This is a genomic window from Streptomyces dioscori (genome assembly GCF_003024195.1).
In the GTDB taxonomy this organism is placed as follows: Bacteria; Actinomycetota; Actinomycetes; order Streptomycetales; family Streptomycetaceae; genus Streptomyces; species Streptomyces dioscori.
The window spans coordinates 614,164-628,536 of sequence record NZ_KZ679041.1; the positions used below are offsets into that span (position 1 = coordinate 614,164).

The following is a 14,373-nucleotide window of genomic DNA, read 5'->3' on the forward strand; positions in this document are numbered from 1 at the left end:
GCAGAAGGGCGGCCGGGGGGAGGGGCGGCGCCGGGTGAGGGCCCGGCACAAACAGTCCCGCGATCCGCGAGGGCACTGGCTGCTGCTGATACTCGTCCTGCCCGCGATGTTCGCGGCCCTCCTCTTCGAGGGCTGGACCGACCACGAGGTCGACGCCGCCGACACGCGGTCTCCCTGCACCTCGCCCGTACCCGACGCCGTGGCCCGCGGCGGCCCCGTCATCGGCATCAACCGCAACGGCGTACAGAGCGCCTCCATGCCCGCCCGTACCGTCGCGCTCACCTTCGACGGCGGCCCCGACCCCGTCTGGACCCCGCGCCTGCTCGGCCTGCTGAAGAAGCACCGGGCCCGCGCCACCTTCTTCCTCCTGGGATCCCAGGCGGCCCGCCATCCGGACCTCGTACGGCGGATCCGCGCCGAGGGCCACGAGATCGGCTCCAACACCTACACCGGAGCCGTCCTTGGCGAGACGTCCGCCCTCCGCTTCACCGCCGAACTCGACCTGACGCAGAGCGTGTTGGCGGGCACCGCCGACCTGCGCACCAATCTGCTGCGGATGCCGCGGACCACCTCGCCCGACACCCTGTGCGGCCGTGAATGGGCGGCGGCCCGGCGCGCCACCGCCCAGGGCTATGTGCTGGTCGCCGCCGACAAGGCGTCCCGCAAGCCGGCACAGGGCATGGTCCGCCAGTTCAGCCAGACGGCGACCGCGTACCGGGAGACCGAGAAGCTGCTCCGCAACCCCGGTGTCGACCGCTTCACCACCGTGTCGGCCGGGGCCCGACTGGTCCCGTACCAAGAGGTGTCGACCGTCGAGCGCTGGAGCGGCACGGCCCTGATCAGGACCGCCTGGCTGGGGCGCGCCTTCTCGCAGGCGATGACCTGGACGCTCGGCATCGCCGGGGCCCTCGGCGTGCTGCGGCTGCTCCTGCTCGTCCACTTCGCCCGCGCCCATGTGCGCCGCCTCGAACGCTCCCGGCCCGGCGCGCCCTGGCTGCGGGAGGTGACGGAACCGGTCACCGTGCTCGTCCCCGCCTACAACGAGGAGGCCGGCATCGAGGCCACCCTGCGCTCCCTGCTCGCCTCCGACTACCCACGGCTCCAGATCGTCGTGATCGACGACGGCTCCACCGACCGCACGGCCGAACTCGCCGAAGGCGTCGGTGACCCCCGGGTGCTGGTGATCCGCAAGACCAACGCGGGCAAGGCCGCCGCCCTCAACACCGGCCTGGAGTACGCCAGTCACGACATCCTCGTGATGGTGGACGCCGACACCGTCTTCGAACCGGACGCCGTCCACCACCTCGTCCAGCCGCTCGCCCACCCGGCCGTCGGCGCGGTCAGCGGCAACACCAAGGTCGGCAACCGGCGGGGCCTGCTCGCCAAGTGGCAGCACCTGGAGTACTGCTTCGGCTTCAACCTCGACCGCCGGATGTTCGAGGTGCTGGAGTGCATGACCACCGTGCCCGGCGCCATCGGTGCCTTCCGCCGGGACGCACTGGCCGGCGTCGGCGGAGTCAGCGACGACACCCTCGCCGAGGACACCGACCTCACGATGGCCCTGTGGCGGGCCGGCTGGCGCGTCCTCTACGAGGAGTCCGCCGTCGCCTGGACCGAAGTACCCACCTCTCTGCGGCAGTTGTGGCGCCAGCGCTACCGCTGGTGCTTCGGCACGATCCAGGCCATGTGGAAGCACCGCGGCGCCGTCCTGGAGACGGGCGTGGCCGGACGCTTCGGCCGGCGCGGACTCACCTACCTCGCGATCTTCCAGGTCGCCCTCCCGCTCCTCGCCCCGGTCATCGACGTGTTCGCCCTGTACGGCGTGCTGTTCCTCGACCCGTTCGGCTCGGCCGCGGTGTGGTTCGCCTTCATGGGCGTCCAACTGCTCTGCGCCGGTTACGCGTTGAGGCTCGACGGGGAGCGCGTACGGACCCTGTGGTGGATGCCGTTCCAACTCGTCGTCTACCGGCAGCTGATGTATCTCGTCGTCATCCAGTCCGTGGTCGCCGTGCTGCTCGGCAGCCGGCTGAAGTGGCAGATCATGAAGCGTTCCGGCACCGCCGCTGAACAGATCGGCGACCCCGCCCCGTATAAGAGCGTGCCCATGAGATGACCCCGCGACGGGGTGCCCCCAGGAGTCGAAGGACTGGACAGGCGGATGAACGACCGGACCGACCACGGGACCGGCCACGGGTCGTGGTCGGGGCGCGGGAGCGGCGCTCCGACCTCGACCCGTACGGCACCACTGCCCGGCATGCCCTCACCGGCCACCCCGGGCCGTACGCACGACGGCCGTACGCACGACGGCCGCGCGGGCGACGGCCGTGCGGACCACGGGAGCCGGCCCCGCCGGAGCGCACCGGGCGGCAGATCCCCGAAACCCCGCCCCACCCGGCGCCGCAGAGCCGTGCGGCTGGCCGTCCTGCTGCTCGCCGCGCTGGTCGTGTCCTCCGTCGGCACCTATGTGTGGGCCGACACCACACTCGACCAGGAGGTCGACCTCGGCGCGCTCCCGGACCGCGCACCGGCCGGGAAGGGCACCAACTACCTCATCGTGGGCTCCGACAGCCGGGCGGGCCTGTCCGAACAGGCCAGGAAGGACCTGCGCACCGGCTCGGCCGAGGGCCGCCGCACCGACTCGATGATCCTGCTGCACACCGGCGCCCACGGCACCACCATGCTGAGCCTGCCGCGCGACTCCTGGGTGACCGTCCCGTCGTACGTCCGCCCGGAGACCGGCCGCAGCTATCGCGCCGAGCCGGACAAACTCAACGCCGCGTTCTCCCTCGGCGGCCCCGATCTGCTCGTACGGGCCGTGGAGAGCAACACCGGGCTGCGCGTCGACCACTACGCGGAGATCGGCTTCGCGGGCTTCGTCGGCGTGGTGGACGCGGTCGGCGGCGTGGACATGTGCCTGGACCGGGACGTCAAGGACCCCAACTCGGGCGCGGATCTGCACAAGGGCTGCCAGACCCTCGACGGCTCCGAGGCGCTGGCGTTCGTCCGGCAGCGCAAGCAGGAGGCCCAGGGCGACCTGGGCCGTACCCGCAACCAGCAGAAGTTCCTGACCGCCCTCGCGCAGAAGGCGGTCACCCCCGGGACCCTCCTCAACCCGGCCCGGTCCTTCCCGACCCTCGACGCGGGCCTGGACACGCTGGTGGTCGACAAGGACACGGGCCTGCGGGACCTCATGACACTGTTCCGCGCGATGCGGGGTGTCACGGCGGGCGGCGGCCGTCAGCTCAACGTGCCGGTGTCCGACCCCGCGCTCGCCACCTCCAAGGGCAGCGCCGTGCAGTGGGACGACCGCCGCGCGCGGACCCTCTTCACCGAGCTGAGGGACGACCGCCCGGTGACGCTCCCGAAGGAGAAGTGAGTACGTTCTCCGCCGCCGTGTCCTTCGGCGCCGGGGGAAGCACCGGAGCCGGCGGAAGCGCGGCGGCCGGGATCTCGACTGCGTGCGGGTACACGGCCGACCGCTTCTGGAAGGAGAGGATCTTCGGGTTCAGGACGACACCGTCGCGGATCTCGATGGCGTTCTTGACCGTGGCGTCACCGTCCCAGGCCGCCGGGCCGCTCAGCACCTTGCGCAGATACGGCAGGAGCGCCTCGCTGATCTCCCAGGTGGCCGAGTTCCACAGGTGCGACGGGCTGTGGTCCACGCCGTAGTAGTGGCAGCCGGTGCCCACCGCGGGCATCGGGTCCTCGAAGGTGGTCGGCCGCGCCCACTCGAAGCCCATGCCCTCGTCGCAGGAGACGTCCACGAAGAAGGTGCCCGGCTCGAACAGGGCCAGTTCCTCGTCGGTGACGAAGGTGAGCGGCGCGTCGGTGTCCTGCCTTATGCAGTTGACGATCACGTCGAACCCGGCCAGATACTCCGCGAGCGGCACGGGACCGAGCCCGGTGAGCGCCTCAAGGCGGGACGGGTCGTCCTCGCGCTCGGCGAAGTGGCCCATCACGACCGACGGCATCGGCGAGGCGACCGCCGCGGCGGCACGCTGGGTCAGCACCGTGACGTCGGAGATCCCCATGGCGCCCAGACCCGTCACCGCGCCGCGTGCGGTGGCCCCGAAACTGATGACCACCGCGCGCATCCGGCGGCCGTAACTGCCGGTCAGGCCGCCGAGCTGCAGGGCGTGCAGCACCGAGCAGTAGCCGGCCAGTTCGTTGTTCTTGTGGAACACATGGACGCTGAAGGCGCCGGTGGAGGTCCAGTGGTTCATGGCCTCCCAGGCGATGAGGCTGAGCTGCCGGTCGATGGCGAGCTGCGTCATCCGCTCGTCCTGCACGCAGTGCGGCCAGCCCCACAGGACCTGGCCCTGGCGCAGCTGGGCCACGTCCTCGTGCATCGGCTTGGGCAGCAGGAGCACATCGCACTCGTCGAGGAGCTGCTCGCGGGAGCGCAGTCCGCCCACCAGGGGCCGCAGCGCGTCGTCACCGACGCCGAACCGGCCGCCGTACCCCTCCTCAAGGAAGATCTTCGCGCGTACGTCGGGAGCGATCCGGTCGAGGTGACCGGGGTGCAGCGGCAGCCGGAACTCGTTCTCCTTGAGGGAGGAGGCGAGTACTCCGAGACTCAACAGACTCATGCGCGTCGTCCTTCTATTTCGTTGTCATGGTGCTGGTTCGATCGTCGTGCCGGCTCGATCGTTGTGCTGGTCAGCTCGTCGTGCTGGGTCCGGGGTGTGCAACGCCGGACCGGCCGTGCACGGGGCTCCTGAATGCCCGAGGGGCGTCCGCAGAGTCGGGGGGAGTCGCTAGCGGAGGGTGCGGAAAGGGCGGGTGAGAAAGGGGCTGCGGGAGACGGCGGGACGGTACGAGCCAGAAGGCATCGTGCGGCTCATTTCCGGCCGGAATCGTGCTGCGTCGGCCATTGCCGTTCTCCGAGTGCGACGCCGAAACGGATGACGGCATACGAGGTGCGCCCGGTGCCGCAACCGTACTCCCTTCCGCACGGGGCGCCGACCTGCCGGGAAGGGGCCGAAGCCGGGCTCCTGGGCTTTTTCGCCCATCGGGAACGTATCCGGCACACCGGGCGTTGTAGAGAGTGGTTGTAGTTGAAGTTCGCGAAACTCTTTTCGACGGTTTTCTTCGACAGCTGGCCCCCAGCATCTCGACTCGAAGGAGACATCACATGGCTCTTGGAACAGTGAAGTGGTTCAACGCGGAGAAGGGCTTCGGCTTCATCGCCCCCGATGAGGGCGGCGACGACATCTTCGTGCACCACTCGGCCATCGACTCCGACGGGTTCCGCTCCCTGGAGGAGAACCAGAAGGTGGAGTACACGGCCAGTCAGGGTCCCAAGGGACTGCAGGCGGACCAGGTCCGCGCGCTCTGAGGAGCCGCCTTCCCGCGCCCCGTCCCTGAGCCTTCTTCACCCGAGGCAGGCCCTTCCCGAGGCAGGCCCGTACGCGGGCCTGCCTCGTGGTGCGTCCGGCGCCGGGCCGACAAGAGCTGCACGCCGAGAGGACACACGTGAGCACCACCGACACCGTCGACCGGGGCGCCGATCCGGCGGATCCCGCCCGGATGACCAAGCCTCCCCCCGCCCGCCGCGGCAGCGACTACGCCGCGCTCTGCCGCGAGGTCAGACAGAGCGGGCTGCTGAAGCGGCGCCCGGTCTACTACTCGGTCAAGGTAGGGGCGAACCTCCTCCTGCTGGCCGCCGGATGGACCGCCTTCGCGCTGATCGGCCAGTCCTGGTGGCAGCTGGTGACCGCCGCGTTCCTCGCGGTGATGTTCACCCAGACCGCGTTCATCGGGCACGACGCCGGACACCACCAGATCGCCGCCTCCAAGCGCGTCAACAACGTGCTCGGCCGCGTGCACGCCGACCTGCTGGTCGGCCTCAGCTACGGCTGGTGGATCAACAAGCACACCCGGCACCACTCCCACCCCAACCACGTCGACCGCGACCCCGACATCGCCGACGGCGCGATCGCCTTCACCGAGGACCAGGCCCGCGTCCGCAGCGGCGCGTACGCCTGGCTGGGCCGCCACCAGGCCTGGCTGTTCTTCCCCATGCTGCTCCTTGAGGGCCTGGCCCTGAAGGTCGCCGGCGTACAGGCCACCTTCGAGCGCGGCCGTACTCGGACCGGGCGCACGACCAGGATCGCCGAGGCGGCCATGCTGGCGGCGCACATCGGCGGCTATCTCGCCGCCCTGTTCCTGGTCCTGACCCCGCTCCAGGCGGTGGCCTTCATCGCGGTGCACCAGGGACTCTTCGGGCTGTACATGGGGTGCTCGTTCGCCCCCAACCACAAGGGCATGGCCCTGTTCGGCAGGGACGACAAGGTCGACTTCCTGCGCCGGCAGGTGCTGACGTCACGCAACATCCGCGGCCACCGGCTCACCGACCTGGCCCTCGGCGGACTGAACTACCAGATCGAGCACCACCTGTTCCCGTCCATGCCGCGGCCCAGCCTGCGCCACGCCCAGGAACTCGTCCGCACCTTCTGCGCCCGGCACGGCATCGCGTACCACGAGACGGGCCTCCTCGACTCGTACGCCCAGGTGCTGAGGCATCTGCACACCGTCGGCGGCCCGCTGCGCCTGCGGCCGGAACTGGAGTACTGAGCACTCCGGCGGACATCCCGGCCCGTCGTCTCCGGCCGTCACCGGGGGCTGCGCGGCACCACCAGTCCGCAGTCGTACGCCAGGATCACGGCCTGCACCCGGTCGCGGAGCCCGTACTTCTCCAGGATGTGCGCGATGTGCGTCTTGACCGTCGTCTCTCCCACGCCCAGTTCCAGCGCGATCTCCGCGTTGGACAGCCCACGGGTCAGCGCCCGCAGGACGTCGAGCTCACGGCTGGTGAGCGCGCCCAGGCGGGACGGTACGTCGGGGGAGGCGGGCGCGCCGAGATGGGCGAAGCGGTCGAGCAGCCGGTGGGTGACTCGGGGCGAGAGCACGGCGTCACCGGCGGCCACGGTCCGGATGGCGCCGACCAGCGAGTCGGCCGGTCCGTCCTTGACGAGGAAGGCGCTGGCCCCCGCGCGCAGGGCGTCCACCACATGGGCGTCCAGGTCGAACGTGGTCAGGATGACCACGCGGCTCGGTGACCCCGTCTCCGCGATACGGCGCGTGGCCTCGACGCCGTCCATGTTCGGCATCCGGATGTCCATGAGGACGATGTCCGGGTTCAGCGACAGGGCGCTCTCGACGGCGTCGACCCCGTCCGCCGCCTCACCGACGACCGTGATGTCCGGTTCCGCTTCGAGGATGAGCCGGAATCCTGTCCGGATCATGGGCTGGTCATCGACCAGCAGGACGCGGATGGTCTGCATACGGGGGACGCCCTTCGTAGTGCCCTGCGATGTCGTACGAGTCGTATGAGGGGTCGTCCGGTGCCGGCAGCGGTGGGTGTGCCCGCTCCTGGTCCTGCGCCGGTGCCGACAGCGGCAGCGGTACGACCGCGTGCACGCAGTAGCCGCCGCCCGGACGCGGGCCGGTGTGCAGCGAACCGCCCACGGCGCCGATGCGCTCCCGCATGCCGAGCAGTCCATGACCGGGTCCGTCGGGCAGGTCGGCCCGGCGAGGCGCCGCCCCCTCGCCCGGCCGGGGCCCGTCGTCGCAGAGCCGGACGGTGAGCCGCCGATGCCTGGCTTCCCAGGCGACGGTCAGTTCGGCGCGGGTGTGACCGGCGTGCTTGAGCGTGTTGGTGAGCGCCTCCTGCACGATCCGGTAGACGGTCAGATGTGAGCCGGCCGGCAGTTCGGCGGGTGTCCCGGTCGTCGTGAAGTCCACGGTGAGACCAGCCGCGCGCACCGCGTCCACCAGCGCGGGCAGGGCTTCCACGGTGGGCTGCGGCGGCTCCTTGCTGGGATCGGCGTCCGCCTCGTCCTCCGTACGCAGTACGTCGAGGAGTCTGCGCAGTTCGGTGACGGTCGCCCGGCCCGTCTCCTCGATCGTGCCGTGCAGTTCGTGCGCCTTGTCGCCGTCGCGGTCCTGGATGCGGTCGGCGGCGATCGTCTGGACGACCATGAGGCTGACGTTGTGCGCGACGATGTCGTGCAGTTCGCGGGCGATCCGGGCCCGCTCCTCCATGACGGCGGCGCGCGCGTTGGCCTCCTGGGCGCGGCCCAGTGCCGAGGCCCGTTCCAGTGCCTGGTCGCGGATGGCGGCGCGCGCCCTGGTCAGCCGGCCGAGCGCCCACGCCGCGACCAGCAGCACGCCGTCCGCCAGCAGGGTGGCGATGCGGTGCCCGTCCGGGGCGAGGACCGCCTCGGTGAGGGCCGCGGCCGGGATGACCGCGGCCACGACCAGGGTGGCCGTCCTGGGCGCGCCCCGCAGGGCGGTCAGGAGGACGGCCGTGGCCACGCCCATGTAGGAGGGTCCGATGGAGGTGCCCTGCGGACCCGACAGGTGCGGGATGTAGTGCCGTGCCTGGAGCGCGGCCACCGCCACCGTCATGACCAGCAGCACCGGCAGGGGGTACCGCCGGTGGATCGCCAGCGGCAGGGCGGACAGCAGGGCGAGTACGAAGAACAGGGCGTCCGGGGTGCGCAGCGCGGGCACGTCGGCGGGCATCGGCACGAGCGGAACGAACGCCCCCGCGGTGAAGAGCAGGGCCAGACCCGCGTCCGTGACGGCCGGGGGCACACGCCGTCCGGCGAACGAGTCCATCAGGGTCATGGTCCCCACGGTAGACGGGCCGCCGGGGCCGCCCCTCTGGCCTGGGGAGGAACGGTTGGTGGCCGCCTCCTCCGTGAAGGCATCCTCCGCAGGGAGGAGGCCCCGCCGGGGCGCAGGGAGGGAGAGGTCGCAGGGAGGGAGAGGTCAGCGGGTGACGCGTACGCCGTCCAGGGCGATGGACATGACCCGGTCGCGCTGGCTGTCGTCGTCGAAGGTGGTCGCGGTGATGCCCGCGACCATGCGCAGCAGATCGACGAAGGTCATGTCCGTACGGGCCTCGCCGGCCCGCTGGGCCCGCTCGAACAGCGGGGTGCCGGCCGCGTACATCGACTCGCGGCAGGCGGCGAAGATCGCCGACTCGTCGTTCAGGGCCTCGCGCACGGCCCGCTTGGTCACCATGTAGCCGGCGAACCGGTCCAGCCAGGCCGTCAGCGCTTCCCACGGTTCCAGGTCCGCGACCTCGTGGGCGACCTCGCACAGCGAGTTGACCTCGTCCGCGTACAGGCTCTCGAAGAGGTGCCTGCGGGTGGGGAAGTTGCGGTACAGCGTGCCGATGCCGACGCCCGCGCGACGGGCGATGTCCTCCAGGGAGGCTTCCGCGCCGTGCTCCGCGAAGGCCTCACGGGCGGCGGTGAGCAGTGCGTCGTAGTTGCGCGCCGCGTCCTTCCGGTGGGGCCGCCGGGTCGCGACGATCTCGCTGATGGGGAACGGCTGGGCGGTCACGTGCTGCCTCCCGGGCGGGACGAGGTTGAAGCGGAGGTTGGCCTCCGCTACAGTGGAGGGGTACCTCCACTTTAGCAGTGCGGGGTACGTCCACCGGGGACACGTGCGGCCGCACGCGCCACCGGCACGACGTACCCCTGTCTTTCGTCCGGGCCCGTGCCGAGCGCACCGCCCGGCCGCCCGACCTCCTGACACTCCCTGACACCTTCCGCGACCCTCCCCTGCTCCCGGCTGCCGCTCCTGGCCGCGCTCGAACAGGGGCCCGCCCTCACGACCCCGCCGCGTCCCGCGCCGCTCCGGCATGCGCGGACGACGACGCGACCGTGCCGACAGGATGCGGGCCGCAACCAGTTCGGAGAGGCTTTCCATGCCCCGCAAGTCCACCCGCCTCACCTTCGCGGTCCTCGCGACCGGTGCGGGCGTGTTCTCCATGCTCCAGTCGCTGATCGCGCCGGCCCTGCCGACCGTCCAGCACGAGCTGCACACCTCGCAGTCCACCGCGACCTGGGTGATGACGGCGTACCTGCTGTCCGCCTCGGTCTTCACACCGATCCTCGGCCGCGTCGGTGACCTCATCGGCAAGAAGCGCACCCTGGTCGCCGTCCTGGTGACCGTGATGGCCGGCTGTCTGATCGCCGCGCTCGCCCCGACCATCGGGGTACTGATCGTCGCCCGGGTCGTCCAGGGCATAGGCGGCGCGCTGTTCCCGCTGTCCTTCGGCATCATCCGCGACGAGTTCGCCGCGTCCCGGGTGAGCCCCAGCATCAGCAACCTGTCCGCCGTGATCGCCGCGGGCGGCGGTGTCGGCATCGTCGCGGCCGGCCCCATCGTGAGCGCACTCGACTACCGGTGGCTGTTCTGGCTGCCCGTCGGAGTCGTCGCGGTGACCGTCCTCATCGCCGTCCGCTACGTACCCGAGTCGCCCAGGCGTGCCGAGGGCCGGGTGAACTGGCTCGGCGCGATCCTGCTGTCGGCATGGCTGGTGGCGCTGCTCCTGCCGCTCAGCCAGGCGACCCGATGGGGCTGGGGTTCGACCCGGGTGATCGGGCTCTTCGCCGCAGCGGTCGTCCTCTTCGTCCTGTGGCTGCTCTCCGAGGCACGCTCCCGCTCCCCGCTGATCGACCTGAAGGTCATGCGGCTGCCCGCCGTGTGGACCACGAACACCGCCGCGCTGCTGTTCGGCGCGGGCATGTACTCGATCTGGTCCTTCCTGCCCGCCTTCGTCCAGACGCCCAGCTCCGCCGGGTACGGGTTCGGCGCGAGCGTGACCGCGTCCGGACTGCTCATGCTGCCGATGCTGGTCGCCATGTTCTTCTCGGGCATCCTGAGCGGCCGGCTGGAGCCCGTGGTGGGCGCCAAGAAGCTGCTCACGACCGGCGCCGCGCTGGGCGCCGTCGCCTGCGGATTCCTCGCCCTGTGGCACGACGAGCAGTGGCAGGTGGCGCTCGTGTCAGGCGTGTTCGGGCTCGGCATCGGTCTGGCGTTCGCCTCGATGGCCAACCTGATCGTCGGCAGCGTCCCGGCCGAGCAGACCGGCGCCGCGACCGGGATGAACGCCAACATCCGCACCATCGGCGGGTCCGTCGGCGCCGCGGTCACCAGCGTCCTGGTCACCGGCCACCTGCAGCCCTCGGGTCTGCCCGAGGCCTCCGGCTACACCCACGGGTTCACGCTGCTGGCACTGCTGCTCCTGGCCGCGGCACTGGCCGCGCTGCTCGTCCCGGTCCAGCACGTACGCCGTATCGCCGGCGCGCCCCGGGCCACCGGCGACCAGGGACCGGACGCGGACCTGGGCGTGGAGCTCGACCTGGCGCGTACGAACCAGGAGACCGTCGCCCCCGCCGTACGCAACTGACGTCACCGGCCTTACGCCACTGATGTCTCTGACGTCACTGGTCCTCGACGGCCCGGCGGCTCTCGGAGCCGGCCGGGTCGCGGTCGCGGACCGTCTCGCCGGACGCCGTCAGACTCCCGAGGATGGCGAGCAGTTCGGCGTCCCGGCTGCCCGGCGCGGCCTGGAAGACCTTGAGGACCAGTCCGTCCGCTCCGACGATGCCCAGCTTGCTGGCGTACAGCTCGAAGTCGCCGACCTTCGGGTGCCGCAGCCGCAGGACGCGTGACTGCTTCGGGTGCACGTCGTGGCGGCTCCACAGCTGCCGGAAACGTTCGCTGCGGACGGACAGCTCGCCCACGAGTTCCACCAGGCGCGGGTCGTCGACGTCGGGCCCGACATTGGCCCGCAGCGCGGCGACCCCCGCCTCGGTCAGCTCGTCCCAATCCCGGCGCAGCTCCCGTTCGCTCTCGTCGAGGAGCACTGCCCGCATGATGTTGCTGCCGGGGGCGTGGTTCGGGGAGAGGGCCCTGGCCAGGGCGTTGGAGGCCAGAACGTCGGTGAACTTGTTCTCGACGTAGGCGGGGTTGTTCGGCCACGCCTCCATGAGCTGCAGGATGTCGGGCGGCACGGTCTCCGCCCTGCGCGCGGCCCCGCGTCCGCGGCCGGCCGCGGAACCCGCCCTGTGCGCCTGCGACGGCCGGAGCTGGGCCAGACCGATCAGATGTTCCGTGGCGTCGGCGTCCAGTTGCAGGACGTCGGCCAGCGCTTCGAGGACCTGGAGCGACGGATTGCGGTCGCGGCCCTGCTCCAGGCGCAGGTAGTAGTCGGCGCTGATGCCCGAGAGCATCGCGACCTCCTCGCGGCGCAGGCCCGGGACGCGGCGCAGGCCGCCGCCGCGGATACCGGCGTCCTCCGGCCGGACCAGGGCCCGGCGGGCGCGCAGGAACTCTCCGAGGACGTCCGTGCCGTTCATGTCCCCACCGTAGTTCCGCCCCGGCGCGGGTGACTGTCCCTGTCACTCCCAGGAACAGCGGGGTACTGCCGCCCCCGTCCGGCTCCGCGCAGAGTCGGGAGACAAGGCGCGAAGAACGAAACACAAGAAACACACGAAGCACCTGAAGCACGGGAAACACAGCGAGAGGCACACCATGACGGACGTGACCGGCACACTCTCCGGCGGCACCCTCACCCTGGCCGCCGGCCTGACCCTCACCCGCATGGGGTACGGGGCCATGCAGCTGGCGGGGCCCAACGCGTTCGGGCCGCCCAAGGACCGGGACGAGGCCGTCGCGGTGCTGCGGGAGGCCGTCGAGCGGGGCATCACCCACATCGACACGAGCGACTTCTACGGGCCGTACGTGGTCAACGAGATCATCAGGGAGGCCCTGCACCCTTACCCCGACGATCTGCACCTCGTCACCAAGGTCGGCGCCCGCCGCGGTGACGACGGCGCGTGGATCTTCGCGCGGGAACCCGAGGACCTCAAGACCCAGGTCCGGGAGAACATCCAGCGGCTCGGCGTGGAGGCGCTCGACGTGGTGAACCTGCGGGTCGGCTCCGCCGAGGGCACGGACGAGGAGCCGCTGAGCGACCAGTTCGGCGCGCTGGCGGAGCTGAGGGAGCAGGGGCTGATCCGACACCTCGGAGTCAGCTCGGTGTCCGACGCGCAGCTGACCGAGGCGCAGGCCATCGCGCCGGTCGTCACCGTGCAGAACCTATACAACCTGGCCAACCGCCAGGACGACGCGCTCGTCGAGCGGTGTGCGGCGGAGGGGATCGCGTTCGCGCCGTTCTTCCCGCTGGGCGGGTTCAGCCCACTGCAGTCGTCGATCCTGACGGACGTCGCCACGCGCCTGGACGCGTCACCCCAACAGGTGGCCCTGGCCTGGCTGCTGCGGCGCTCCCCGTCGATCGTGCTGATCCCGGGCACGTCGTCGCGCACGCACCTCCGCGAAAACATCGCGGCGGCAGATCTTGTCCTCCCGGCCGATGAGACAGCCGAACTGAACAAGATCGCTTAACCCCTTCCCCCGCAAGGAGCGCGAGGAACGGCGCGCCCAGCCCCCACCGGCCCGCGGCCGACGTCGTACGTTGTCTGCGGCCCGGTGGGGGTCGGCCGCGCAGTTCCCCGCGCCCCTTGCGGGGCTTGCTGAGCTGGACGAGGTGGCTTGGGGATTCCCACCTAAGGGGCGCGGGGAACTGCGCGCTCAGCCCTCACCGGCCCGCAGTGGACGTACGACGTCGGCTGCGGGTCGCATGTGGCTGGCCGCGCAGTTCCTCGCGCCCCTTACGGGGCTCCGGCCGTCGCCGTCTCTCGGACGAGGTCCAGGTCGGGCAGAGCCACCTCGCGCCCGGCAGGGCCCCGCGTGTGCCACAGCCAGCCGATGTCCCGGCCGAACGACCAGGTCAGCAGGGCGAGGGCGAGGGCGACGACGCCGAACGTCAGGGCGTACGGGAGGATGCCCGCGCCCGCGAGGAGCAGCAGCACACCCTGCAGCGCCGCCACCGTCTTGCGCGCGGTGCTCGGCGGAAGCGCGTTGTTCAGCCAGGGCAGGAACCGCGCGGCCGCCACGAACGCGTACCGCATGCCGCCGATCAGCAGGGCCCACGCCCCGACCGTCGTGGAGACGTACACGCTGAGCACCAGGATGAGGAACGCGTCGACCTCCATGTCGAAGCGCGCCCCCAGCGCCGTGGAGGAACCGGTGCGACGGGCGACCTTGCCGTCGACCGCGTCGAGGATCAGGGCCGTCGCGGTGAGCGCCACCAGGACCGTGACCGGCGGCGGGCTCTGGAAGGAGTCGGCGACCAGGGCGGTCACCCCGCCGACCAGGGTCGCCCGGCCGAGCGTCACACGGTTGGCGGCTCCGAAGGAGCGGGGCCGTGTGCGGTGCAGGGCGCGGGAGAGCACCGCCCAGGTCGCGAGTCCGAACGCCAGCCCGGTGAGCCAGCCCGCGGGGCCCAGGCCGATCGCCGTGCCGAGCACGGTCAGCAACAGCAGTTGCACGCCCGCTCCCACGGCCGTCTCCTGCTGCAAGAGCCTCGCGTCGTACGTGTTGTTCAGGGCCACCGCACATCCTCCGGCCAGGTGACAGAGTCGATCATCGCCGCGTACCTTGTGCGCGACTTCGCAAAGGTCGGTACGTGGCTCGTCGCCCGATCGTTCAGCCCGTTCGCTCAGC

The 14,373-nt window shown here is 71.3% G+C and carries 12 protein-coding genes; 6 read left to right on the top strand and 6 right to left on the bottom strand.

Annotation, left to right across the window (positions count from 1 at the left end; translation table 11 throughout):
- Nucleotides 1-106 precede the first annotated feature (106 nt).
- Both C6Y14_RS13790 and C6Y14_RS13795 read left to right on the top strand, forming a co-directional pair.
- Nucleotides 107-2,113, top strand: a complete 2,007-nt coding sequence (locus C6Y14_RS13790) for a bifunctional polysaccharide deacetylase/glycosyltransferase family 2 protein (protein ID WP_107016974.1) — start codon at nt 107-109, stop codon at nt 2,111-2,113.
- Between the two features lie 45 nt (nt 2,114-2,158).
- On the top strand, nt 2,159-3,376 hold the full coding sequence (locus tag C6Y14_RS13795) for an LCP family protein (RefSeq protein WP_107016890.1): 1,218 nt from the start codon (nt 2,159-2,161) through the stop codon (nt 3,374-3,376).
- On the opposite strand, the gene C6Y14_RS13800 is transcribed toward C6Y14_RS13795, so the two are convergent.
- On the bottom strand, nt 3,327-4,589 hold the full coding sequence (locus tag C6Y14_RS13800) for a N(5)-(carboxyethyl)ornithine synthase (protein WP_107016891.1): 1,263 nt from the start codon (nt 4,587-4,589) through the stop codon (nt 3,327-3,329). The genes C6Y14_RS13795 and C6Y14_RS13800 overlap by 50 nt on opposite strands.
- Before the next feature lie 545 nt (nt 4,590-5,134).
- On the opposite strand from C6Y14_RS13800, the gene C6Y14_RS13805 reads away from it, so the two are divergent.
- Both C6Y14_RS13805 and C6Y14_RS13810 read left to right on the top strand, forming a co-directional pair.
- A complete protein-coding gene (locus tag C6Y14_RS13805; protein WP_107016892.1) occupies nt 5,135-5,338 on the top strand; it encodes a cold-shock protein in 204 nt (67 codons plus the stop codon).
- A 191-nt stretch (nt 5,339-5,529) separates the two neighbouring features.
- Nucleotides 5,530-6,576, top strand: coding sequence for a fatty acid desaturase family protein (locus C6Y14_RS13810; RefSeq protein ID WP_107016975.1), 1,047 nt, complete (start codon nt 5,530-5,532; stop codon nt 6,574-6,576).
- A gap of 38 nt (nt 6,577-6,614) precedes the next feature.
- Here C6Y14_RS13810 and C6Y14_RS13815 read toward each other — a convergent pair whose 3' ends face one another.
- The 3 genes from C6Y14_RS13815 to C6Y14_RS13825 all read right to left on the bottom strand — a co-directional run bounded on the left by C6Y14_RS13815 (nt 6,615) and on the right by C6Y14_RS13825 (nt 9,357).
- Entirely contained in the window at nt 6,615-7,286 is a 672-nt protein-coding gene (locus C6Y14_RS13815; protein ID WP_107016893.1) for a response regulator, read from the bottom strand.
- Nucleotides 7,255-8,634, bottom strand: coding sequence for a sensor histidine kinase (locus tag C6Y14_RS13820; RefSeq protein WP_107016894.1), 1,380 nt, complete (start codon nt 8,632-8,634; stop codon nt 7,255-7,257). The genes C6Y14_RS13815 and C6Y14_RS13820 overlap by 32 nt, the downstream gene beginning before the upstream one ends.
- A gap of 144 nt (nt 8,635-8,778) precedes the next feature.
- Nucleotides 8,779-9,357: a TetR/AcrR family transcriptional regulator gene (locus C6Y14_RS13825; RefSeq protein ID WP_107016895.1), complete on the bottom strand. Its 579-nt coding sequence runs from the start codon at nt 9,355-9,357 to the stop codon at nt 8,779-8,781.
- A gap of 367 nt (nt 9,358-9,724) precedes the next feature.
- Between C6Y14_RS13825 and C6Y14_RS13830 the strand changes: the two genes are divergently transcribed.
- The gene (locus C6Y14_RS13830; protein WP_107016896.1) at nt 9,725-11,212 is read left to right on the top strand and encodes an MFS transporter; all 1,488 of its coding nucleotides are present in this window, start codon (nt 9,725-9,727) and stop codon (nt 11,210-11,212) included.
- A 34-nt stretch (nt 11,213-11,246) separates the two neighbouring features.
- Here the strand turns inward: C6Y14_RS13830 and C6Y14_RS13835 are convergent, their stop codons facing one another.
- The gene (locus C6Y14_RS13835; RefSeq protein WP_107016897.1) at nt 11,247-12,164 is read right to left on the bottom strand and encodes a helix-turn-helix domain-containing protein; all 918 of its coding nucleotides are present in this window, start codon (nt 12,162-12,164) and stop codon (nt 11,247-11,249) included.
- A gap of 175 nt (nt 12,165-12,339) precedes the next feature.
- Here C6Y14_RS13835 and C6Y14_RS13840 point away from each other — a divergent pair, with 175 nt between their 5' ends.
- Nucleotides 12,340-13,212, top strand: a complete 873-nt coding sequence (locus tag C6Y14_RS13840) for an oxidoreductase (protein WP_159074237.1) — start codon at nt 12,340-12,342, stop codon at nt 13,210-13,212.
- A gap of 266 nt (nt 13,213-13,478) precedes the next feature.
- Here C6Y14_RS13840 and C6Y14_RS13845 read toward each other — a convergent pair whose 3' ends face one another.
- Nucleotides 13,479-14,261, bottom strand: a complete 783-nt coding sequence (locus C6Y14_RS13845) for a CDP-alcohol phosphatidyltransferase family protein (RefSeq protein WP_107016898.1) — start codon at nt 14,259-14,261, stop codon at nt 13,479-13,481.
- Nucleotides 14,262-14,373: the final 112 nt, after the last annotated feature.